The sequence below is a fragment of the Ruegeria sp. H4 genome (genome assembly GCF_056533065.1).
Genome location: NZ_JBQFOC010000002.1, coordinates 640,531 through 662,064, shown reverse-complemented (window position 1 = coordinate 662,064; position 21,534 = coordinate 640,531). Strand labels below are relative to the sequence as shown.

The following is a 21,534-nucleotide window of genomic DNA, read 5'->3' as shown; positions in this document are numbered from 1 at the left end:
CATGGGCGCAAGAACAAAAAAACTCAGCCAACTGGCCCTAACCGCACGCGGTGGCGCAAATCCGGATATCACCGGGCTGGCCGTTGACAGCCGCGAGGTCAAAGACGGTTTTCTGTTTGCAGCCCTCCCCGGCACTCGGGTTCATGGTGGCGAGTTCATCCAATACGCCTTGCGCATGGGGGCCTCAGCCGTTTTGACCGATGCCGAAGGTGCACGGATCGCGGCGTCCGAGCTCTCCGCCTCCGATGTCGCTCTGGTTGTGGTCGAAGACCCTCGTCAGGCACTGGCGGGGTCCGCCGCGCTTTGGTTCGGTGCGCAGCCTCAGACGATTGTCGCTGTCACCGGGACCAACGGCAAAACCTCGGTTGCCACATTCGTCCGCCAGATCTGGGCTGAGCTTGGCCATGCCGCCGTCAATCTTGGCACGACCGGGGTCGAGGGCGCATGGACCGCGCCGCTGGCTCACACAACGCCCGAACCGATCACCCTGCATCGCTGCCTGTCCGAGGCCGCCGAGAATGGCGTGACCCACGCAGCGATGGAGGCGTCCTCTCACGGGTTGGAACAGCGGCGTCTGGACGGCGTGCATCTGACTGCCGCCGGGTTCTCGAACTTCACGCAGGATCATCTGGACTATCACGAAACCTTCGAGGCGTATTTCGCTGCCAAGATGGGGCTGTTCGACCGGGTTCTGCCACAGGACGGAACTGCGGTCGTCAACCTTAGCGACCCCAAGGGCGCTCAAGTCCGTAAGATCGCCGAAGCGCGGGGGCAGTCGGTGCTGACCGTTGGGCTGGGCGAGGCCGACCTGTGCTTGATGAACCAAAGGTTTGACTCGACCGGGCAGGATTTGCGGTTCTCGTGGCAGGGCAAAACCTTCCAGACGCGCCTGAACCTGATCGGTGGGTTCCAGGCTGAAAACATCCTGCTGGCCTGTGGGCTGGTCATCGCAGCAGGCGACGACCCTGAGAGAGTGTTCGAGACCCTGCCGCATCTGACAACGGTCCGGGGTCGCATGCAACTGGCCGCCACCCGCGACAATGGCGCGGCGGTGTTTGTAGACTATGCTCACACGCCCGACGCTGTTGCGACGGCTTTGAAGGCGCTGCGCCCGCATGTAATGGGCCGCTTGATCGCCATCGTCGGCGCGGGCGGAGATCGCGATGCCACCAAGCGCCCGTTGATGGGCAAGGCCGCAACCAATCACGCCGATATCGTTTTCGTCACCGATGACAACCCGCGCAGCGAAGATCCAGCCACCATCCGCGCGGCCGTGATGGAGGGTGCGCCAGGCGCGACCGAAGTGGGTGATCGGGCCGAAGCGATCTTGCGCGGCATTGACGCTTTGCAACCCGGTGACGCGCTGTTGATTGCAGGCAAAGGCCATGAAACCGGCCAGATCGTTGGTGATCAGGTTTTGCCCTTCGATGATGTTGAACAGGCGAGCATCTCCGTGGCCGCCCTGGATGGGAGGGTCGCATGACGCTCTGGACAGCGGCAGAAGCTGTCGAGGCCACCGGCGGTCGTGCGACGACTGATTGGACGGTGGATGGCGTGTCGATTGATACGCGAACCTTGCAACCGGGCGACCTGTTTGTTGCCTTGAAAGCTGCGCGAGACGGGCACGATTTTGTGGCTCAGGCGCTTGAGAAAGGCGCGGGGGCAGCCTTGGTCTCGCATGTCCCGGAGGGCGTGCCCGAAGATGCACCGCTGTTGATTGTTGAGGATGTTCAGGCCGGTTTGGAATCACTGGGCCAAGCCGCGCGTGTGCGCACTGAGGCACGTATCGTCGGGGTGACAGGCAGCGTCGGCAAGACCTCGACCAAAGAAATGCTGGCGACCATTCTGGAAAGACAGGGTAGGACCCATGCCAGCGTTGCCAGCTACAACAACCATTGGGGCGTGCCACTGACACTGGCGCGTATGCCGCAGGACACGGAATATGCTGTGATCGAGATTGGGATGAACCACCCCGGCGAGATTGCTCCACTCGCGTGTCAGGCCCGCCCGCATGTGGCTTTGGTGACAACGGTAGCCGCGGTGCATCTTGAGGCGTTTGAGTCGGTTGAAGGGATCGCCCATGAAAAGGCGGCAATTTTCGAGGGGCTGGAACCCGGCGGCGCAGCCATCGTCAATGCCGATATCGAGCATGCCAAAATTCTGCGCCACACGGCGCAAGCCCACGGCGCAGGGATCGTCGAGTTTGGCCGACAAGCCGCAGATTACAAACTGACGGATGTGACCGCCGGGCCGGATTCGATTCAGGCCCAAGCCTCGGTTGGCGATACACGGTTCACCTTCGACGTCCAATCCGCTGGTACGCATTTTGCAATGAACGCGTTGGGGGCCTTGGCGGCCTGTGTCGAACTGGGCATCGATCTGGAACAGGCCATCGATGGGCTGCAGCACTGGTCTCCGGTCAAAGGTCGCGGAGTGCGCGAGACTTTGCCTTTGGCTAATGGTGGGCAAATCGAACTGTTGGACGACAGCTACAATGCCAACCCGACCTCGATGGAGGCTGCTTTGGATGTTCTGGCGGCATCCCAAGGTGCGCGCCGGATCGCCTTTTTGGGGGACATGAAAGAGCTTGGGCCGCAGGAACAGGCCATGCACGCGGCGATGGCGCAGGTCAATGCGATGGCCGTTGTGGATAAGGTGCATTGCATCGGCCCGCTGATGCAAGCGCTGCATCGGGCTCTGCCAGATGATAAGCGCGGGCTCTGGTTCGAAACCAGCGCTGAGATGGCTGAGCACCTGCCTGACCTGATCAAAACCGGCGATAGCGTGCTGGCCAAGGGCTCGCTAAGCATGGCCTTGGCGCGGATTGTTGACGGTCTGCGCAAAATGGGGCAAGGGGGCGCGCTTGACGGGTGAACTTGCCCATGGGCCTCGTGTAAGAAAGGTTTTGTAATGCTGTATTGGTTGACCGCCTTGTCGGATGGAGGGGATTTCTGGAACCTCTTCCGCTACATTACCTTCCGCGCAGGCGGGGCCTTTCTAACGGCGCTGATCTTTGGCTTCATCTTCGGAAAACCGCTTATTAATGTGCTGCGCAAGAAGCAGGGCAAAGGCCAGCCGATCCGCGACGACGGCCCTGAGGGGCATTTTTCCAAGGCTGGTACCCCAACCATGGGCGGGTTGCTGATCGTCGGGGCTCTGGTCACTTCGACCCTCGTCTGGGCGCGGTGGGACAACCCTTATGTCTGGATGGTTCTGTTCGTAACTTTGGCCTATGCGGCCATTGGTTTTGCGGATGACTACGCAAAGGTGTCAAAGCAAAACACGAAGGGCGTTTCCGGCAAGATGCGGATGGCTTTGGGTGTCATCATCGCTGTTCTGGCATCGCTATGGGCAGTTCTGCACCATCCTGAAGCGCTGCAAAATCAACTTGCTGTGCCCGTTTTCAAAGATACGCTCGTCAATCTGGGCATCTTCTACATCCCGTTCTCGATTGTCGTCATCGTGGGGGCGGCGAATGCGGTGAACCTGACCGATGGTTTGGACGGCTTGGCGATCATGCCCGCGATGATCGCGGCCTCGACGCTTGGAATCATCGCATATGCCGTCGGGCGGGTCGACTTTACCGAGTACTTGGACGTGCATTATGTGCCCGGGACAGGAGAAATCTTCATCTTCACCTCGGCCCTCTTTGGCGCGGGGCTTGGCTTCTTGTGGTACAACGCCCCGCCCGCCGCGGTGTTCATGGGCGATACCGGATCACTGGCACTGGGCGGCGCGCTGGGGGCTATTGCTGTGGCGACCAAGCACGAGCTGGTGCTGGCCGTCGTCGGCGGGTTGTTCGTGGTCGAAGCGCTGAGCGTGATCATCCAGGTCCTCTATTTCAAACGCACCGGCAAGCGCGTTTTCCTGATGGCCCCGATCCATCACCACTATGAGAAAAAGGGCTGGGCCGAGCCGACCATTGTGATCCGCTTCTGGATCATCTCGCTGATCCTGGCGATGATCGGGTTGGCGACGCTGAAGGTTCGGTGAAGAAGCGTCGGGTTGTACTGTCCGGATGTTCGGGCGGTGGCAAGTCCACCCTACTAGAGGAAATGGCGCGACGCGGCTATGCCACGGTCGCGGAACCGGGTCGTCGGGTGATCGCAGCCGAGCAAGAGCACAGCGGAGATGGTTTGCCCTGGATCAATCCCGATTCGTTTTGCCGTAAAGTGATCCAAACATCTTTCGATGATGTGACCAAGGCTCCAGATGGTTTGGTCTTATTCGACCGTTCCGCGCTGGACGCTTTGATTTGGTTTGATCGAACCGGCGCCAATCTGGAGAGTTCACTCCGGGATAAGATACTAAGCCTAGGATACGATCACTGCGTTTATCTGTTCCCACCGTGGCGCGAAATTTATGTAAAAGACGAACAGCGAAGGCATGACTTGTCCGACGCACTTGAAGAGTATGAGGCTTTGTGCGACCGCTTACCAAAGCTCGGGTTCCAAACTGCGCTTGTTCCGAAAAAGCCAGTTGCAGACCGAGCAGATTGGTTTGAGGCGCAGCTAAACAAAGGGCAGACGACATGATCCCGGTCAAAGGGTTTTCAGGACAAAAAGTTGCGGTTCTGGGGCTGGGCCGATCTGGGCTGACCACCGCACGGGCGCTGCGTGCGGGTGGGGCACAGCCGGTGTGTTGGGATGACAACCCGGACGCACGGGACGCTGCTCAGGCCGAGGGGTATGACTGTACTGATCTGCGCCGAAATGGGGCGTTCGAGGGCATTGCGTCTCTGATAGTCTCGCCGGGAATCCCGCATCTTTATCCTTCACCAAATCCTATCGTTGCGACCGCCTTGGAGGCAGGCGTTCCGGTGGACAATGATATCGGCCTGTTCTTCCGCTCCTTCGCAGGGCCGGAATGGAACAACTTTGATACTCCACCGCGCGTGATTGCCGTCACAGGGTCGAACGGGAAATCAACCACCGCTGCTTTGATCCACCACATCCTGACCGAGGCAGGACGATCAGCCGAACTGGCCGGCAATATCGGGCGTGGCGTGCTGGATATTGATCCCGGCACGGATGGTTCGGTCGTGGTTCTGGAACTCAGTAGCTATCAAACCGAACTGGCCCGGTCGCTGACACCGGATGTGGCCGTGTTTACCAATCTTTCGCCAGATCATCTGGACCGCCATGGCGGCATGGGTGGTTACTTCGCCGCCAAGAGACGGCTGTTTTCCGAAGGTGGGCCCGATCGGGCTGTCATTGGCGTGGATGAGGCCGAAGGCGTGTTTCTGGCCGGGCAGATGGCAGAGGGGCCAGCGGATGACCGGGTTATCCGTGTCTCGGTTGATCGTAAGCTGACGGGTCCGGGTTGGCAGGTCTTTGCGCGCAAGGGGTTCTTGTCGGAATACCGCAAGGGGCGACAGGCGGGCTCAATTGACCTGCGCGCCATAAAGGGCTTGCCGGGGACACATAACCACCAGAACGCTTGTGCGGCATATGCCGCCTGCCGTTCGTTGGGCCTGGCCCCTCGGGTGATCGAGGACGCGCTGCACAGCTATCCGGGCCTGCCGCATCGCAGCCAAATTATCGCCGAAGCGCAGGGTGTAACTTATGTGAACGATTCCAAAGCCACAAATGTCGACAGTGCGGTCAAGGCGCTGGGGGCGTTCAAGCGTATACGCTGGATCTGTGGCGGGCTGGAGAAAGAGGGTGGGCTGGCTGCTCTGAACGAGGCAACCACCGACGTGCTAAAGGCTTATGTCATTGGGCGCGAGGCTGCGAAATTTGCAATGCAATTGAACGTCGAAGCACAGGTTTGCACAACCATGGCTGTTGCGGTTGAACAGGCGATGGCAGATGCCGAAGCCGGTGATACTATTTTACTTGCGCCTGCTGCTGCAAGTTTTGACCAGTATGATAGTTTTGAACGACGTGGCGAGGATTTTGCTGACAATGTTCTGCAAAGACTGGCTGAATAGAGCGATTACAGTTTGCCGCTTGTTCACAAGGGCAAATGGGCTATCGTCTTGACGCCCTAGCGGATTTGGTCTTGCCTTGGCAGGACTTTAGAAAACGAGGTTACGGATATGTCCAACCGAAAGAAATTTATGGTGTTGCCAGCGGTGCTGTTGGTCGGAGCCTGTGCCAGCTCTGGCGCGAACTACACGCCTATCATCGATGGCAATATCGGTCCCAATTACAACGCAGACCTGGCGCAGTGCCAGGCTCTGGCCCGAACACAGCCAACGGTTGATGGCAGAACAGCGGGTGCGGCGGCGATTGGTGCTGCAGGTGCCGCTGGTACAAAAGCGATCATCGATGACAGTGCCAGCGATCTGGGCCGTACCGCCGTTGCCGGTGCTCTGATCGGTGCGGGTGCAAGCGCGCTACAGAACACCCAAAATCAAGAGGTTATCGTGCGCAACTGCATGCGCGGGCGTGGCTATAACGTCGTCGGCTAAGGGTTGATCGTCAAAACGAGTGGCTTGCGATTGCGGTTCCAGCGGCGTGGCCGGAGGACCATGCCCATTGGAAGTTGTACCCACCCAACCATCCGGTGACATCCACCGCTTCACCAATTGCATAGAGGCCGGGGACATCCCTGGCCTCCATCGTTTTTGAGGACAGGTCATCTGTGTCGATCCCGCCCAGCGTGACCTCGGCCGTACGGTAGCCTTCGGTGCCCGATGGGGTCAGTTGCCAGTTGGACAGGGCAGAGATCAGATCGCTGAGCGCCGCATCAGACTGGTCGGCCAAATTGCCATGCATTGGCATCTGCTGGCTGAGGTAATCGACCAGTCGCGCGGGCAAGTGGCGCGCCAGTTCGGTGGTCAAATCCTTACGCCCAGCGCTTTGGCGTTGATCCCGCAGCAGGTCGAACAGCGGCAGATCGGGGATCAGGTTCACGCAGATCCCCTCTCCCTCGCGCCAATAGCATGAGAGTTGCAGTACCGACGGCCCACTTAGGCCGCGATGGGTGAACAGTAGCGCTTCGTCAAAACTGGTGCGCTCGTTTGACAGTCGTGCGGGCAGCGAGACGCCCGATAGGTCTTTGAACTTCCCATCTGAGAACGTGAACGGGACTAGCGCGGCGCGGGTTTCGGTCATTCGCAACCCGAATTGCAGCGCGATATCATAGGCCAGCCCTGTCGCGCCCATTTTGGGGATTGACTTGCCGCCTGTGGCCAGAACCAGATTGGAGCAAGTCAGGCTTCGGCGCTGTCCTTCGCGCTCGACCTCCAGTGTGAAGCCACATTCGGTCTTGCGCAGGTCCTTGAGCTCGGTTCGCACCCACAGCTCCGCTCCGGCACGTGTCATCTCATCCAGCAACATCTGGATGATTTGCTTGGAGGACCCGTCGCAGAATAGTTGGCCGAGTGTTTTCTCGTGCCATGCGATGTTGTGGTGTCCGACCAGATCGACGAAATCCCACTGCGTATATCGCGCCAGGGCGGATTTGCAGAAATGTGGGTTCTGCGACAGAAAGTTTCCCGAGCGCGCATACATGTTGGTGAAATTGCACCGCCCGCCGCCCGAGATGCGGATTTTCTCACCCGGAGCCTTGGCGTGGTCGATCACCAAAACGCGCCCGCCGCAATGGGCGGCGCACATCATACCTGCTGCACCGGCCCCGAGGATGATCGTGTCATAGGTCATGGGTGGGGGATGGCTTGGATTGAGCCGGAACGCAAGAGCGTGCCATCGTCTCGTTCAGGCTGCAATCCCGCGCGGGAAATCCGGATTGCCAGTTGCCGGACGCACTGTCATCCTGCGGTGATAACTTACCTGCATAGAAGGAACAGTTTATGCAATTCCCGGATTTTATGGTGGCCTTTCCAAAACTCGACGTTCCTTTCCCCGAAGATGTGGTACAGACGGCCGTAATTCGCTCGGACGCGGGGCTGGTGGCGTTCTTTACCTTTCTGAAGGAAGTGGAGCTTCCGCTCCATTCTCATGGCGCGCAATGGGGTACAGTCGTTGAAGGTGAGATTGAACTAACAATCGGAGATCAGACGAAAACCTACCGTCCTGGTGAAAACTACTCGATCCCAGCCGGGGTCGAACACGGAGGCCGGATCAAGGCAGGTACGCGCGTGATTGATGTCTTTGAGGAACCGGACCGGTACCCGATCAAAGCGTAACGCACTTTCATATCTCTGGGGCTGATCGAATTCCGCCTATGCCCCTCATTTCCCTAGCCCAATCCCCAAAATCCCTGTACACTTCTACCCAGACCCCGAAAACGGGGCGTTAACGAGGCAGTAAGTGGCGGTATCTCATGACTGAGATGGTGTATGGCGCGGTCCAGGACCAGCGCGGCGAACCGATTCTACCAAAGTGGTGGCGCACGATTGATCGCTGGACGATGTCCTGCGTTCTGATCCTGTTTGTCATCGGGCTATTGTTGGGGCTGGCATCTTCGCCGCCACTGGCAGGGCGCAACGGATTCGATCCGTTTCACTATGTCGAACGGCAGGTGCTGTTCGGTGGGCTGGCGCTGATTGCGATGTTGCTGACCTCTATGATGTCGCCGACCCTGGTACGCCGTCTGGCAGTGTTGGGCTTTCTGGGGGCCTTTGTCGCGCTCGCTTTCTTGCCAATCTTCGGCACGGATTTCGGTAAAGGGGCGGTGCGTTGGTATTCGCTCGGCTTTGCCTCACTGCAACCGTCGGAGTTTCTCAAGCCCGGATTTGTGGTTGTTGCCGCGTGGTTGCTGGCGGCATCGCAGGAAATCAACGGTCCGCCGGGGCGGTTATGGTCTTTTGCCCTGTGTATGGCGATTGTTGGGATGCTGGTGATGCAGCCTGATTTTGGGCAAGCTTGCCTTATCCTGTTTGGTTGGGGCGTGATGTATTTCGTGGCAGGCGCACCCATGCTGCTGCTGGTTGGCATGGCGGGTGTGGTCATTCTGGCGGGGATGTTCGCCTATTCCAACTCGGACCATTTCGCGCGCCGTATTGACGGATTTTTGAATCAAGAGGTCGATCCGACCACTCAGCTTGGCTATGCCACCAACGCCATACGTGAGGGCGGTTTGTTTGGCGTCGGCGTGGGCGAGGGGCAGGTCAAATGGTCTCTGCCCGATGCGCATACAGATTTCATTATCGCCGTCGCAGCCGAGGAGTACGGCCTTATCCTGGTGCTGATCATCATCGCGCTCTATTCGATCATAGTGGTGCGCTCGCTGCTGAGGCTGATGCGTGAACGGGATATGTTCATCCGCTTGGCGGGAACTGGTCTGGCCTGCATGTTTGGCGTTCAGGCAATGATCAATATGGGTGTTGCGGTGCGACTGCTGCCTGCCAAGGGTATGACGCTGCCTTTTGTCAGTTACGGCGGCTCGTCGTTGATTGCAGGCGGTATCGCGATCGGCATGTTGCTGGCCTTCACCCGAACCCGCCCGCAAGGCGAACTGGGCGATATTCTGCGCGGACGAAGCTGATGGGCAAACCCTACCTTCTGATTGCGGCGGGCGGCACCGGGGGCCATATGTTCCCGGCGCAAGCCCTGGCTGAGGCGATGTTGCACAAAGGTTGGCGGGTGCGCCTGTCTACCGATGCCCGTGGGGCCCGCTATACCGGTGGCTTCCCGCACAGTACCGAGATTGTCGAAGCCTCGTCAGCCACTTTCGCGCGAGGCGGTTTGGCGGCTAAGGCACTGGTCGGCCCTAAGATTGCTGGTGGTGTCGCCAGCATGGCGTTTCAGATGATGCGGGACAAACCGGATGTGGTCGTGGGCTTCGGCGGATATCCCTCGATCCCAGCCCTGGGTGCGGCGGTGATGCTGAAACTCCCACGCATGATCCATGAGCAAAACGGGGTGCTGGGCCGGGTGAACCAGCTGTTTGCCATGCGCGTTTCACAAGTGGCCTGCGGTGTCTGGCCGACCGATCTGCCGGACAGTGCGCAGGGCATACACACCGGCAACCCGGTCCGAGCCTCGGTTTTGGAGCGGGCCGGGGCGCCCTATATCCCGCCCGGCGAATATCCGATGTCGGTTCTGGTGATGGGCGGCAGCCAGGGTGCCCGTATTCTCAGCGATGTGGTGCCTGAGGCGATTGCCGCTCTGCCCGAGTTCCTGCGCGGATTCATCCGCGTTTCACACCAGGCCCGGGACGAGGATGGCGCGCGCGTCACGGCCTTCTACGCCGATCACGGTATTCGCGCCGATGTTCAACCGTTCTTTGACGATGTGCCACGGCGCATGTCGGATGCGCAGCTTGTCATCAGCCGTTCGGGCGCGTCGAGCGTGGCCGACATCTCGGTGATCGGTCGGCCCTCGATCCTGATCCCTTTCGCCGCCGCTGCAGGGGATCACCAAACCGCCAACGCCCGAGGGCTCGTGCAGGCAGGGGGGGCGATCATGATCCCTGAAAATGCTCTTGACGTTGCCGCGTTGACCGAGCAAATGACCACGGTTCTGACAAACCCCGAAGCCGCACAGAAAATGGCCCATGCCGCCTTGTCGGTCGGGGCACCGGACGCCACCGAGCGTCTGATCGCCCTTGTCGAGCAATTGGCGCAGAAGGAGACCACATGACCCCAGCAACCAAACTACCGCAGGACGTAGGACCTATCCATTTTGTTGGGATCGGCGGGATCGGGATGTCGGGCATCGCCGAGGTGCTTTTGAACCTAGGGTATCAGGTGCAGGGGTCAGACCTGAAGGCTTCAAAGATCACCGATCGGTTGGCCTCGCTGGGGGCGGAGATATTCGTGGGTCAAAAGGCCGAGAACCTGCAAAACGCTGCTGTCGTGGTTACATCCACGGCGATCAAGCCTGGCAACCCGGAACTGGATCAGGCGCGCGCGCAAGGTCTTCCTGTTGTCCGTCGTGCGGATATGCTGGCCGAGCTGATGCGCCTGCGGTCGAACATCGCCATTGCCGGGACCCATGGCAAAACCACCACGACAACGATGATGGCCGAATTGATGGTGGCGGGTGATTTCGACCCCACCGTCATCAATGGTGGCATCATCCACGCCTATGGCTCGAACGCGCGGATGGGGCAGGGCGAATGGATGGTGGTCGAGGCCGACGAATCCGACGGCTCGTTCAACCGCCTGCCCGCAACCATCGCCATCGTCACCAATATTGACCCCGAGCATATGGAGCACTGGGGCGATTTCGACAGGCTGAGGGATGGGTTTTATGAGTTTGTGTCGAACCTGCCCTTCTACGGCCTAGCCGTTTGCTGCACGGATCATGCCGAGGTGCAGGCACTAGTGGGCCGTATCACTGACCGTCGTGTGCGCACCTATGGGTTCAACGCGCAAGCTGATGTGCGCGCCGAAAACCTGACCTACAAAGCCGGTGTCGCGCATTTCGACATTCATCTGCAATACGAAGACAAGGTGATTGAGGGCTGCACGCTGCCGATGCCTGGCGATCACAACGTCTCAAACGCGTTGTCTGCCGTGGCTGTTGCCCGTCATCTGGGGATGAAAACCACTGAAATCCGCGAGGCGCTGGCCAATTTCGGCGGCGTGAACCGGCGTTTCACCAAGGTCGGAGAGATTGATGGCGTCACCATCATCGACGACTACGGCCATCACCCGGTCGAAATCGCCGCCGTCCTGAAAGCGGCCCGCCAAGCGACCGAAGGCCGCGTGATCGCCGTTCACCAGCCGCACCGCTACTCGCGCCTCGCCAACCTGTTTGACGACTTCTGCACCTGTTTCAACGACGCGGATGTGGTGGCGATCGCCGACATCTTCGCGGCTGGGGAAGACCTGATCGAGGGGGCCTCGCGCGATGATCTGGTGCAGGGGCTGATCCGCCACGGCCACCGGCACGCCCGGGCCTTACTGGACGAGGACGATCTTGAACGCCTCGTGCGCGAGCAGGCGCGCCCCGGAGATATGGTCGTTTGCCTGGGGGCGGGTACAATCAGCGCTTGGGCCAATGGGTTGCCGGAAAGACTTAAGAGAACACTCGCTTGACCTACTACAGCGTGGCGTTTGTGTATTGGCTCATTCTCGGTCTCATTCCGAGCGAGCATTTTCGTGGCGCTGCATTGGGGATGATTGGCTTTACCTTCGGCTACATCGTTTTTGGAGCGTCAGGCAGTACGGAAGCGATGGTGTTCGTGTTAAAGACACTTTGGCCGTTTGCGGCGATTGGTTGGTGTATAGGCCGGTTCGCGCGTCGGATGTATCTTGCAAGGGCGAAGTGATGGTCAGGAATTGCAAAGAAAACAAACAGTTTGGTGCCAATCCTCATTTGCAGCACAACCTGAAAGTGTGATACAATAACCTCAGCTACCGCGAGTCCTCGGAGGGGGCGCATGGACTATTCGATGATCTTTGCCGCGATTTGGGTGATCTGCGCCACCATTGTGGCGTTGTTGCCTATGCGGCTGCAATTCCCTCCGGGTTTCACCTTGTTGATTTGCGCGCCAGTTCTGATTGTCTGGCTGGGCTATGATCACGGCTGGTTCTGGTCGGTTCTGGCCTTCGGAGGTTTCGCCTCAATGTTCCGCAACCCGATCCGTTACTACTGGCGCAAATGGGTGCGCGGGGAGGTGATGGAATGAGCTGGTCGCTTGCACTGGCCGCCCTCTGGGGCCTTGCCGCCAACCTGTTGGCCATGATCCCCAGCAAGGACAACCACTGGACTCGCGCCTATGTCCTGATCGCAGTGGGCATTCCGATTTTGGGCTATGTTACCTATGAGAACGGCCCATGGATCGGGTTGTTGGTTTTGGCTGCGGGCATGTCCATGCTGCGCTGGCCGGTGATCTATCTGGGGCGCTGGATCCGTAGACGCATTTGATGTCTGGGTTTCGGATACAGGTTGCCATATCCCTCTGAATCCGCGATCTAGCATTCATGAGAACACTTCCTGCGCCGCGTGGCAAACTGTCCGAAAATCGTAACCTTAACGACCTGACATGGCTCCGCGTTGGTGGCCCTGCAGACTTTCTGTTCCAGCCTGCCGATCTTGAGGATTTGCAGGCCCTCCTGCGCGAGCTACCCGAAGATTTACCGGTCTTTCCCATGGGTGTTGGCTCTAACCTGATCGTGCGTGACGGTGGCTTGCGTGCCGTGGTGATCCGGCTGGGGCGTGGCTTCAACGGAATTTCGGTCGAGGGAACGACCGTCACGGCAGGTGCTGCCGCCTTAGATGCGCATGTTGCGCGAAAGGCGGCGGATGCGGGGGTTGATCTGACATTCCTGCGCACGATCCCCGGATCGATCGGTGGGGCGGTGCGAATGAATGCGGGTTGCTACGGCAGCTATACGGCAGACGTCCTACGCAAAGCCACAATCGTCACGCGGCAGGGTGAGTTGATAGACCTCACCGCCGCCGAACTGAACTTCCGCTATCGCCAATCCGACCTGCCTGAAGGGGCTGTTCTGGTGTCGGCCACATTCGAAGGCCCCAAGGGCGACCCGGCAGAGCTGCACGCCCGAATGGAGGCGCAGCTGAAGAAACGTGACGAAACCCAACCCACCAAGGACCGCAGCGCCGGATCGACCTTTCGCAATCCAGCGGGGTTTTCCTCGACCGGGCGGGCGGATGACGTGCATGACCTCAAGGCATGGAAGGTGATCGACGATGCCGGGATGCGTGGCGCAACCAAAGGTGGTGCGCAGATGAGCCCTAAGCATTCGAATTTCCTGATCAACACTGGTGACGCCAGCGCGGCTGATCTGGAAGGTCTGGGCGAAGAAGTGCGAAAAAAGGTTTACGAAACAAGCGGCATCACGCTAGAGTGGGAAATCATGCGGGTCGGTGATCCGCTGACAGAATAAAGCCCCAACCGTCAGACCAAAACAGGCAAATTCAGGCGACGGATCAAAGGCATAAACGCAGTACGGACCATTGCATAAGGTCCGGGGACATTGAGGCGCACATTGGGTATGTCGAGCAGGACAAACCCCAAAGTGGCGGTATTGATGGGCGGCCCCTCGGCGGAACGCGAGGTGTCTCTCAGCTCTGGGCGCGAATGCGCGGCCGCCCTTGCGGGAGAAGGCATTGACGTGGTCGAGCTGGACGCGGGTCCGGACCTCTATGCGCGCCTGATGGAAATCAAGCCGGATGTGGTTTTCAACGCCCTGCATGGCCGCTGGGGCGAAGATGGCTGTGTGCAGGGGCTACTGGAGTGGATGCAAATCCCATACACGCATTCCGGCGTTTTGGCCTCGGCCCTCGCAATGGACAAGCAGCGTAGCAAAGAGGCGTTTCGCATAAACGGCCTACCCATTGCAGACAGCATCATCGTGTCCAAGCAGGGCGTGATGGCCGATCACGTAATGGCGCCACCTTATGTGGTCAAACCCAACAACGAGGGCTCCAGCGTCGGTATTTACCTGGTGCATGAAGATGCAAATGGCCCTCCACAGCTATCCGATGACATGCCGGATGAGGTGATGGTCGAGCAATATGTGGCCGGTCGAGAGCTGACCGTGACCGTCATGGGTGACCGGGCCCTGACTGTGACCGAGATCATGACCGATGGCTGGTACGACTATGACGCCAAGTATAAGCCCGGTGGCTCGTGGCACGTTCTGCCTGCTGAGATTCCCGCAAAGATTTTTGACCTGTGCATGGACTATGCCCTGCGCGCCCACAATATTCTTGGCTGCAAAGGCGTCAGTCGGACCGATTTCCGTTGGGATGATACCAAAGGCGTTGATGGTCTGGCGTTGCTGGAAACCAATACTCAGCCGGGGATGACTCCCACCTCGCTGGTCCCCGAACAGGGTGAGCATTGCGGCATGACATTCGGCCAGCTTTGCGCCTGGATGGTGGAGGACGCCTCATGCGACCGCTAAGCGCCACCCGCGCGCCGGTGATCCACCGGACCAAACCCGTTGCAGGGCCGGATGCCGATTTCGAATCTGCAGATACAGAAACGCATGAGGTGGACCCCGTCTTGCGTTTGCGCGGGGCGCGGCTGTTTGGGCGTACGTCACGCGGCTCTGACCCAGCGCCTTCGCGGCTGAGCTATCGGTTTCAGCGGTGGATGCTGACGCCTGGCATTCGATTGGGTGTCAAACTGGGGTTGCCGATTTGCGCGGTCGTTGCGGGTGTGGGGCTTTACTTTGCTTCTGCCGAACGGCGTGAGGCGGTCAGCACCTACATTGCCGATATCCGCACTTCGATTCAGGAACGTCCAGAATTTATGGTCAACCTAATGGCCATCGATGGCGCGGGATCAAGCCTTGCTGAGGATATCCGCGAGCTCGTGCCGCTGGATTTCCCGATCAGTTCCTGGGATCTGGATGTCGAACAGATGCGCGACACGATCATCGGGTTGGACCCCGTGAAAACGGCTAGCGTGCGCATCCGGCCCGGCGGAATATTGCAGGTCGATGTGATCGAACGCCAGCCCGTCATTGTCTGGCGCACCCGGAATGGCATTGAACTGCTGGATGAAACCGGGGTTCATGTCGATCAGATCACCTCGCGCAAGGATCATGTTGATCTGCCGCTGATCGCGGGCGAGGGCGCGGACCTGCACGTTGCCGAAGCGTTGGAACTTTTCCGGACCGCGCGCAGCCTTGGCACGCGGGTGCGCGGGCTTGTGCGCATGGGCGAACGGCGCTGGGATCTGGTTCTGGATCGCGGCCAGCGCATCATGCTGCCGACCGAGCGTCCGGTGCGCGCGCTGGAACGGGTATTGGCAGTCAATGAAGTGCAAGACCTTTTGGAGCGCGATGTCGCCACCGTCGACATGCGCCTTGGGCAGCGTCCCACGGTCAGAATGACCAAAGCCGCCAGCGAAGACTGGTGGAACACAAAAACAGACGTGAGTAACGGGCAGTAACGACCATGATGACCGATCTTTATCAGTCCCAACGCGCCATGCGGCAGATGCGCAGACAAGCGATGCAGCGGGGTGTCATTGCCATTCTGGATGTGGGCAGTTCCAAGATTGCCTGCCTGGTGCTGCGCTTTGACGGAACCGGTCGCCTGAACGAGGATAACATGATCGGATCCATGGCGGGTCAGACCGGGTTCCGCGTCATCGGTGCCGCCACGACGCGTTCGCGCGGGGTACAGTTCGGCGAAGTCACCGCCATGCAGGAAACTGAGCGGGCCATCCGAACCGCCCTGCAAGCGGCGCAGAAAATGGCCGATATTCGCGTTGATCATGTGATTGCCTGTTTCTCGGGCGCAAATCCGCGGTCTTACGGTCTGGACGCTCAGGTTGATCTGGAAGGCCAGTTGGTGACCGAGGCAGAGGTGGGCCGCGTACTCAACGCTTGCGACGTTCCGGATTATGGGGCAGGGCGCGAGGTGTTGCATGCGCAGCCTGTGAACTTTGCGTTGGATAACCGCTCGGGCCTGATCGATCCGCGTGGGCAACTGGGTCAAAGCCTGGCCGTTGATATGCACATGCTGACTGTCGATGCGGTCGCGATCCAGAACATTGTGCGCTGTATCAAGCGCTGTGATCTTGAACTGGCTGGTATTGCGAACTCGGCCTATGTGTCGGGTGTTTCGGCATTGGTTGAAGACGAGCAGGAGCTGGGTGCGGCCTGTATCGACATGGGCGGTGGTACGACCAGCGTGTCGATCTTTATGAAGAAGCACATGATTTATGCCGATTGCGTACGCATGGGGGGGGATCACGTGACCGCTGATATCTCAATGGGGCTGGGCGTACCGGCGGCCGTGGCTGAGCGGATCAAAACCTTCAATGGTGGTGTCCACGCGACCGGGGCCGATGATCGGGACCTGATCGATATCGGTGGGGACACTGGCGATTGGGAGCATGATCGCCGCACCGTTAGTCGGGCCGAGTTGATCGGCATCATGCGCCCCCGCGTAGAGGAAATCCTGGAAGAGGTACGCGTGCGTTTGGATGCAGCAGGCTTTGAGCATATGCCGAGCCAGCAAATCGTTCTCACTGGCGGCGGCAGTCAGATCATGGGGCTGGATGGGCTGGCAACGCGCATATTGGGTCAACGTGTGCGTTTGGGCCGCCCACTGCGCGTTCATGGCCTGCCGCAATCGGCAACGGGGCCGGGCTTTTCGTCTGCCGTGGGGCTCAGCTTGTTTGCGGCTCATCCGCAGGACGAATGGTGGGATTTCGAAATTCCGGTCGACACCTATGCCGCGCGTCCGTTCAAACGCGCCGTCCGGTGGTTCCGTGACAATTGGTAAGGTTCTCGGCCTTTCCGCTCTGACGCTGTGGTCGGGCGCTGCCGCGGCTCAGACCCGGATAACGCCCGAAGCCTTTCTGGATGCCGTTGTTGGCAAAACCGTCATGTTCTACGAGATTCGCAGCGGCGATCTGGTCGGGACCGAAGAGTTTCTGAATCACCGAACCTCGGTCTGGCGGGAAGAAGGGCGCGGCTGCGTCTATGGTCAGATCACCACGCCCGACGGTCAGATTTGTTTTCTGTATGACAATGACGCGGACGGGGTGCCTGTTTGTTGGTGGCCGTTCCTTTATCAGGACCGTCTGATGGTGCGACTGGCCTCATTATCGGATGGTGAGATTCAGGAAACGCGAAACATATCTGAAACAAGTTTGAACTGCCCCAACGCGCCCATCAGCTAAAGAAACCGGTTGCAGCGCTGAGATTTATCCATAAAGATATCCACAAGGCCCGTCAGAGGCCCGGCGGCAGGACCATGAGCAGTTTTCCGCCCTGTGAACCTGGGAATTCGACCCACCCGTGAGCTGAGAGGCGTCGCGTTAATTTCGCCTGACTTGTGGCATCCTTAAGGCAATCCGCTAGATTTCGCGGGTAGTGCGAAATACCGCCGGATAGTGCCTCATTTCCTCCATATTTTGTGGGAATTCGCGATTTTTAGCGTGACCTTTGCGCATCACAACGATAGAATCGAACAAGGATAGGTAAGAAAAACACCGCTTTGGCGGGACAAAAATACAGGCGGACAGAGCATGACATTGAACCTTTCGATGCCCGGGCACGACGAACTGAAGCCTCGGATTACAGTATTTGGTGTTGGCGGTGCGGGTGGCAACGCAGTCAACAACATGATTGAAAAGCAATTGGACGGCGTTGATTTTGTAGTTGCCAACACCGACGCGCAGGCGCTGCAGCAAAGCCATTCCTCTGCACGCGTGCAGCTAGGTGTGAAAGTCACCGAAGGTCTGGGGGCAGGGGCCCGCCCAACCGTCGGCGCAGCCGCCGCAGAAGAAAGCATCGAGCAGATCGTCGATCATCTGGCCGGCGCGCATATGTGCTTTATCACCGCCGGTATGGGCGGCGGCACCGGTACGGGTGCTGCGCCGATCATAGCGCAAGCTGCTCGTGAACTGGGCGTGCTGACCGTTGGTGTTGTTACCAAGCCCTTCCAGTTCGAAGGGGCCAAGCGGATGCGTCAGGCCGAAGATGGCGTTGAATCGCTGCAACAGGTCGTCGACACACTGATCATCATTCCGAACCAGAACCTGTTCCGGTTGGCCAACGAAAAAACCACCTTCACCGAAGCCTTCTCGATGGCTGATGACGTTCTGTATCAGGGCGTCAAAGGTGTTACCGACCTAATGGTGCGCCCCGGCCTGATCAACCTCGACTTTGCGGATGTTCGTGCGGTGATGGACGAGATGGGCAAGGCGATGATGGGCACAGGCGAAGCAACTGGTGAAGACCGCGCCATTCAGGCGGCCGAGAAAGCCATCGCCAACCCGCTGCTGGACGAAATCAGCCTCAAAGGTGCCAAGGGCGTGTTGATCAACATCACAGGCTCGCACGACCTGACGTTGTTCGAACTGGACGAGGCCGCCAACCGCATTCGCGAGGAAGTGGACCCCGAGGCCAATATCATCGTCGGTTCGACCCTCGATACCGCGATGGAAGGCGGAATGCGCGTTTCGGTGGTGGCAACCGGGATCGATGCTACGGAAAAAACCAGCGATGTGCCGGTCGCGCGCCGTTCGATGTCCGAGCCGCTAACTCGCACCGTATCTGCCGAAGAACCGACCCCCGAGGCAGCGCCTGTTGCTGCTGAGGTTGCTGAACCTGCGCCTGAAATGGTGGAAAACCGTGAGCCGACGTTGTTCGAAACCACCGAAGACCCGGCAACCCGGTTCCAGCCGCAGGATCAGCAGGAGGATGACGGCCTGCCTCCGCCAGCCTATCAGCCTCGGGTCGCCGAGTTTGAACCGCAGCCGGAGCATTTCGAACAGACCCCCGAAAGCTATGTTGCGCCGCAGCCGGAACCCGCAGGAACACCTTCGCCAGAAGCGCTGCAGCGGTTGCAGGCCGCTGTGCAGAACGTGCCTTCTTCGGCGCAGCGTCTGACGGCGACCCGGGCACAGGAACCGGCGCCTCAGGCGCAGGCAGAAACCGAGGAACGCTCGCGCTTTGGCTTCAACCGATTGATCGATCGGATGACTGGACATGCGGCAGACACACCGTCTCAGCCAGCCCGTCAGCAGCCCGCGATGCGCCAGGTTGACGCCACGGCACCTGCGCATGAAGAGGCCGACCCCGATCAGGATCGGATCGAAATTCCTGCTTTCCTGCGCCGTCAGGCCAACTGATCGCGGTAACAAAATGAATGCAAAGGGTCGCCTTCCGGCGATCCTTTTTTCTTTGTTAACAGATGGATATAGGGGGATAAGCAGGGTTTTGCCGATCTGTCACATCCATGTTTCATTCAGTTACAAAGAGTGAGTTGAGCATAGACCCGTGCTTCCTTAACTGAGTGGCCAACACAGCTGTAACAGGCTGGACACCACTCGCTGAGGCCCAATTTGCAACATACGCTCAAATCTCCGGTTACCTTTAACGGCGTCGGACTGCATGGCGGTCAGCCTGTCGTTATGGTTCTGAAACCCGCTGCGGCAGGTCATGGAATCTGGTTCAAGCGGACGGATATTGAGCTGGGCAATGCATTGATCCCGGCGATCTATGACGTGGTCGAGCGGACACCGCTCTGCACCCGTCTTGTGAACGATGCGGGTGTATCGGTTTCTACCGTGGAACATATCATGGCCGCACTTGCTGGCTGTGGTGTTCACAACGCGCTGATCGAGATTGACGGCCCCGAGGTTCCGATCATGGATGGCTCGTCGATTGATTTCGTGCGCGGCATCATGGCCAAGGGCGTGCGCCGTCAGGCCAGCCCGGTTCTGGCTTACGAAGTGCTCAAGCCCGTTACCGCGTCCCGCGAAGGTGCAAGTGCAACGATTGTGCCTGCGGATGGTCTGATCATCGATTTCCACATCGACTTTGAAGATGATGCAATTGGTAACCAGACCAAGACGCTGGACATGCGCAATGGCTCGTTTGTACGTGAGCTGAGCGATTGCCGCACTTTCTGTCGCCGTATTGATGTCGAGACAATGCGCGAAAATGGATTGGCCTTGGGTGGTACGCTGGAAAATGCAGTGGTGGTGCAGGGCGAAGAGGTGCTGACACCAGGTGGTTTCCGCCACGCGGATGAGGCCGTGCGCCACAAGATGCTGGACGCCCTAGGTGATCTGTATCTGGCCGGAGGGCCGATTCTGGGTCATTTTACCGGCGACAAGTCCGGTCATTCCATGACCAACACGCTGTTGCGGAAGCTGTTTGAAACGCCGGGTGCTGTGCGTCCGATCCTGTGTACCCCTGAACAGGCGGCTCGTCTGCCTGGGCAAGGTCTGGTTCAGGAAGAGATCCCGGCGGTGGCCTGAGCCGTTCACCTTTGACGACATTTGCGACAGAGGGTGCATAAGGCGTTTTGCACCGGAAATATCTATGCTAGACCATGGCTCAATTCGGGGCGAACCCCGGTGAGTAAGATGACAAGGATGGGCGGTATGGTTGGCAGCAAAGCGGCAGTCAGGTTCGCAGGTGCGATTCTTCTGGCAGCAGTTTTGACGGCATGCGGCAACAGGGGCGCAGACCGCGATCAAAACCTCGAAGGCTTCACGCCCGAGCAGATCTATACCCGTGGTGAATACGAACTGTCGCAGAATCGCTCGGATGATGCGGCTTGGTATTTCTCGGAAGTTGAGCGTCTCTACCCCTATTCTGACTGGGCAAAACGCGCGCTGATCATGCAGGCATTTTCGTTCCACTCCGACAAGAATTATGAAGAAAGCCGTGCCTCTGCGCAGCGCTACATCGATTTCTATCCCACGGATGAAGATGCCGCCTATGCGCAGTATCTGCTGGCACTCAGCTACTATGATCAGATCGACGAAGTGGGCCGCGATCAGGGTCTGACCTTTCAGGCGCTGCAAGCTCTGCGAACCGTGATTGAAGTCTATCCCGATAGCGAATACGCGACCTCTGCGGTGTTGAAGTTCGATCTGGCTTTCGATCATCTGGCGGGCAAGGAAATGGAGATCGGGCGCTACTATCTGCGTCAGGATCACTATGTCGCGGCCATCAACCGATTCCGCGTTGTGGTTGAGGATTTCCAGACTACGTCCCACACAGCCGAAGCCCTGTATCGTCTTGTCGAGGCGTATTTGTCTCTGGGCTTGTTTGATGAGGCGCAGACCGCTGGTGCGATCCTGGGCTATAACTACCAATCCTCGGAATGGTATGACGATGCCTACAAGCTGCTGACCTCGCGCGGGTTGGACCTGAAGAGCCGCGGCAACAACTGGCTCAGCCAGATCTATCGTCAGACGATCAAGGGCCAATGGTTGTAAGCT

Annotated in this window: 22 protein-coding genes; 21 read left to right on the top strand and 1 reads right to left on the bottom strand. The window is 58.9% G+C overall.

The window, feature by feature from the left end:
- The first annotated feature begins 1 nt into the window (after position 1).
- From ACR0KG_RS14785 to ACR0KG_RS14760, 6 genes are all read left to right on the top strand, one after another.
- Complete coding sequence (locus ACR0KG_RS14785; RefSeq protein WP_480827695.1) at positions 2-1,483, top strand: UDP-N-acetylmuramoyl-L-alanyl-D-glutamate--2,6-diaminopimelate ligase; 1,482 nt, start codon at positions 2-4, stop codon at positions 1,481-1,483.
- Positions 1,480-2,874 carry a UDP-N-acetylmuramoyl-tripeptide--D-alanyl-D-alanine ligase gene (locus ACR0KG_RS14780; protein ID WP_480827694.1) on the top strand — a complete coding sequence of 465 codons (1,395 nt, stop codon included), beginning with the start codon at positions 1,480-1,482 and terminating at the stop codon, positions 2,872-2,874. Before ACR0KG_RS14785 ends, ACR0KG_RS14780 begins: the two co-directional genes overlap by 4 nt.
- A 36-nt stretch (positions 2,875-2,910) precedes the next feature.
- Complete coding sequence (gene mraY, locus ACR0KG_RS14775) at positions 2,911-3,993, top strand: phospho-N-acetylmuramoyl-pentapeptide-transferase (protein ID WP_170532124.1); 1,083 nt, start codon at positions 2,911-2,913, stop codon at positions 3,991-3,993.
- On the top strand, positions 3,990-4,535 hold the full coding sequence (locus ACR0KG_RS14770) for an AAA family ATPase (RefSeq protein WP_480547655.1): 546 nt from the start codon (positions 3,990-3,992) through the stop codon (positions 4,533-4,535). Before mraY ends, ACR0KG_RS14770 begins: the two co-directional genes overlap by 4 nt.
- Positions 4,532-5,932, top strand: a complete 1,401-nt coding sequence (gene murD, locus ACR0KG_RS14765; RefSeq protein ID WP_480827693.1) for a UDP-N-acetylmuramoyl-L-alanine--D-glutamate ligase — start codon at positions 4,532-4,534, stop codon at positions 5,930-5,932. The genes ACR0KG_RS14770 and murD overlap by 4 nt, the downstream gene beginning before the upstream one ends.
- A 108-nt stretch (positions 5,933-6,040) precedes the next feature.
- On the top strand, positions 6,041-6,415 hold the full coding sequence (locus ACR0KG_RS14760) for a glycine zipper family protein (protein WP_170532131.1): 375 nt from the start codon (positions 6,041-6,043) through the stop codon (positions 6,413-6,415).
- Between the two features lie 10 nt (positions 6,416-6,425).
- On the opposite strand, the gene ACR0KG_RS14755 is transcribed toward ACR0KG_RS14760, so the two are convergent.
- Positions 6,426-7,610 (bottom strand): BaiN/RdsA family NAD(P)/FAD-dependent oxidoreductase, encoded by a 1,185-nt coding sequence (locus ACR0KG_RS14755; RefSeq protein ID WP_480827692.1) that lies wholly within the window; start codon positions 7,608-7,610, stop codon positions 6,426-6,428.
- Between the two features lie 149 nt (positions 7,611-7,759).
- On the opposite strand from ACR0KG_RS14755, the gene ACR0KG_RS14750 reads away from it, so the two are divergent.
- The 15 genes from ACR0KG_RS14750 to ACR0KG_RS14680 all read left to right on the top strand — a co-directional run bounded on the left by ACR0KG_RS14750 (position 7,760) and on the right by ACR0KG_RS14680 (position 21,531).
- Entirely contained in the window at positions 7,760-8,095 is a 336-nt protein-coding gene (locus ACR0KG_RS14750) for a cupin domain-containing protein (protein WP_480547663.1), read from the top strand.
- A 137-nt stretch (positions 8,096-8,232) separates the two neighbouring features.
- Positions 8,233-9,396: a putative lipid II flippase FtsW gene (ftsW, locus tag ACR0KG_RS14745; RefSeq protein WP_480827691.1), complete on the top strand. Its 1,164-nt coding sequence runs from the start codon at positions 8,233-8,235 to the stop codon at positions 9,394-9,396.
- Positions 9,396-10,493 (top strand): UDP-N-acetylglucosamine--N-acetylmuramyl-(pentapeptide) pyrophosphoryl-undecaprenol N-acetylglucosamine transferase, encoded by a 1,098-nt coding sequence (locus ACR0KG_RS14740; RefSeq protein WP_480827690.1) that lies wholly within the window; start codon positions 9,396-9,398, stop codon positions 10,491-10,493. The genes ftsW and ACR0KG_RS14740 overlap by 1 nt, the downstream gene beginning before the upstream one ends.
- On the top strand, positions 10,490-11,896 hold the full coding sequence (gene murC, locus ACR0KG_RS14735) for a UDP-N-acetylmuramate--L-alanine ligase (protein ID WP_480827689.1): 1,407 nt from the start codon (positions 10,490-10,492) through the stop codon (positions 11,894-11,896). The genes ACR0KG_RS14740 and murC overlap by 4 nt, the downstream gene beginning before the upstream one ends.
- Complete coding sequence (locus ACR0KG_RS14730; protein ID WP_480827688.1) at positions 11,893-12,129, top strand: hypothetical protein; 237 nt, start codon at positions 11,893-11,895, stop codon at positions 12,127-12,129. Before murC ends, ACR0KG_RS14730 begins: the two co-directional genes overlap by 4 nt.
- 111 nt (positions 12,130-12,240) lie before the next feature.
- Positions 12,241-12,489 carry a DUF2484 family protein gene (locus ACR0KG_RS14725; protein ID WP_480827687.1) on the top strand — a complete coding sequence of 83 codons (249 nt, stop codon included), beginning with the start codon at positions 12,241-12,243 and terminating at the stop codon, positions 12,487-12,489.
- The gene (locus ACR0KG_RS14720; RefSeq protein WP_480498914.1) at positions 12,486-12,728 is read left to right on the top strand and encodes a DUF2484 family protein; all 243 of its coding nucleotides are present in this window, start codon (positions 12,486-12,488) and stop codon (positions 12,726-12,728) included. Before ACR0KG_RS14725 ends, ACR0KG_RS14720 begins: the two co-directional genes overlap by 4 nt.
- Positions 12,729-12,784: 56 nt before the next feature.
- Positions 12,785-13,711, top strand: a complete 927-nt coding sequence (gene murB / locus ACR0KG_RS14715) for a UDP-N-acetylmuramate dehydrogenase (RefSeq protein WP_480827686.1) — start codon at positions 12,785-12,787, stop codon at positions 13,709-13,711.
- Positions 13,712-13,819: 108 nt separating this feature from the next.
- Entirely contained in the window at positions 13,820-14,734 is a 915-nt protein-coding gene (locus ACR0KG_RS14710; RefSeq protein WP_480547675.1) for a D-alanine--D-alanine ligase, read from the top strand.
- Entirely contained in the window at positions 14,722-15,729 is a 1,008-nt protein-coding gene (locus ACR0KG_RS14705) for a cell division protein FtsQ/DivIB (RefSeq protein WP_480827685.1), read from the top strand. The genes ACR0KG_RS14710 and ACR0KG_RS14705 overlap by 13 nt, the downstream gene beginning before the upstream one ends.
- 8 nt (positions 15,730-15,737) lie before the next feature.
- Positions 15,738-17,072 carry a cell division protein FtsA gene (ftsA, locus tag ACR0KG_RS14700; protein WP_480827850.1) on the top strand — a complete coding sequence of 445 codons (1,335 nt, stop codon included), beginning with the start codon at positions 15,738-15,740 and terminating at the stop codon, positions 17,070-17,072.
- Positions 17,059-17,472, top strand: a complete 414-nt coding sequence (locus tag ACR0KG_RS14695; RefSeq protein ID WP_480827684.1) for a hypothetical protein — start codon at positions 17,059-17,061, stop codon at positions 17,470-17,472. Before ftsA ends, ACR0KG_RS14695 begins: the two co-directional genes overlap by 14 nt.
- Before the next feature lie 348 nt (positions 17,473-17,820).
- The gene (gene ftsZ, locus ACR0KG_RS14690; RefSeq protein WP_480540694.1) at positions 17,821-19,428 is read left to right on the top strand and encodes a cell division protein FtsZ; all 1,608 of its coding nucleotides are present in this window, start codon (positions 17,821-17,823) and stop codon (positions 19,426-19,428) included.
- 213 nt (positions 19,429-19,641) lie between these two features.
- Positions 19,642-20,562 (top strand): UDP-3-O-acyl-N-acetylglucosamine deacetylase, encoded by a 921-nt coding sequence (lpxC, locus tag ACR0KG_RS14685; protein ID WP_480827683.1) that lies wholly within the window; start codon positions 19,642-19,644, stop codon positions 20,560-20,562.
- A 126-nt stretch (positions 20,563-20,688) separates the two neighbouring features.
- Positions 20,689-21,531 (top strand): outer membrane protein assembly factor BamD, encoded by an 843-nt coding sequence (locus ACR0KG_RS14680; RefSeq protein ID WP_480827682.1) that lies wholly within the window; start codon positions 20,689-20,691, stop codon positions 21,529-21,531.
- Positions 21,532-21,534 lie beyond the last annotated feature (3 nt).

Excerpts from the sequence above, each read along its gene's own strand:
- ACR0KG_RS14785 (WP_480827695.1), top strand. The coding sequence starts at position 2 with ATGGGCGCAAGAACAAAAAAACTCAGCCAACTGGCCCTAACCGCACGC.
- ACR0KG_RS14780 (WP_480827694.1), top strand. The coding sequence starts at position 1,480 with ATGACGCTCTGGACAGCGGCAGAAGCTGTCGAGGCCACCGGCGGTCGT.
- mraY (WP_170532124.1), top strand. The coding sequence starts at position 2,911 with ATGCTGTATTGGTTGACCGCCTTGTCGGATGGAGGGGATTTCTGGAAC.
- murD (WP_480827693.1), top strand. The coding sequence starts at position 4,532 with ATGATCCCGGTCAAAGGGTTTTCAGGACAAAAAGTTGCGGTTCTGGGG.
- ACR0KG_RS14760 (WP_170532131.1), top strand. The coding sequence starts at position 6,041 with ATGTCCAACCGAAAGAAATTTATGGTGTTGCCAGCGGTGCTGTTGGTC.
- ACR0KG_RS14755 (WP_480827692.1), bottom strand. The coding sequence starts at position 7,610 with ATGACCTATGACACGATCATCCTCGGGGCCGGTGCAGCAGGTATGATG.
- ACR0KG_RS14750 (WP_480547663.1), top strand. The coding sequence starts at position 7,760 with ATGCAATTCCCGGATTTTATGGTGGCCTTTCCAAAACTCGACGTTCCT.
- ftsW (WP_480827691.1), top strand. The coding sequence starts at position 8,233 with ATGACTGAGATGGTGTATGGCGCGGTCCAGGACCAGCGCGGCGAACCG.
- ACR0KG_RS14740 (WP_480827690.1), top strand. The coding sequence starts at position 9,396 with ATGGGCAAACCCTACCTTCTGATTGCGGCGGGCGGCACCGGGGGCCAT.
- murC (WP_480827689.1), top strand. The coding sequence starts at position 10,490 with ATGACCCCAGCAACCAAACTACCGCAGGACGTAGGACCTATCCATTTT.
- ACR0KG_RS14725 (WP_480827687.1), top strand. The coding sequence starts at position 12,241 with ATGGACTATTCGATGATCTTTGCCGCGATTTGGGTGATCTGCGCCACC.
- ACR0KG_RS14720 (WP_480498914.1), top strand. The coding sequence starts at position 12,486 with ATGAGCTGGTCGCTTGCACTGGCCGCCCTCTGGGGCCTTGCCGCCAAC.
- murB (WP_480827686.1), top strand. The coding sequence starts at position 12,785 with ATGAGAACACTTCCTGCGCCGCGTGGCAAACTGTCCGAAAATCGTAAC.
- ACR0KG_RS14710 (WP_480547675.1), top strand. The coding sequence starts at position 13,820 with ATGTCGAGCAGGACAAACCCCAAAGTGGCGGTATTGATGGGCGGCCCC.
- ACR0KG_RS14705 (WP_480827685.1), top strand. The coding sequence starts at position 14,722 with ATGCGACCGCTAAGCGCCACCCGCGCGCCGGTGATCCACCGGACCAAA.
- ftsA (WP_480827850.1), top strand. The coding sequence starts at position 15,738 with ATGACCGATCTTTATCAGTCCCAACGCGCCATGCGGCAGATGCGCAGA.
- ftsZ (WP_480540694.1), top strand. The coding sequence starts at position 17,821 with ATGACATTGAACCTTTCGATGCCCGGGCACGACGAACTGAAGCCTCGG.
- ACR0KG_RS14680 (WP_480827682.1), top strand. The coding sequence starts at position 20,689 with ATGGTTGGCAGCAAAGCGGCAGTCAGGTTCGCAGGTGCGATTCTTCTG.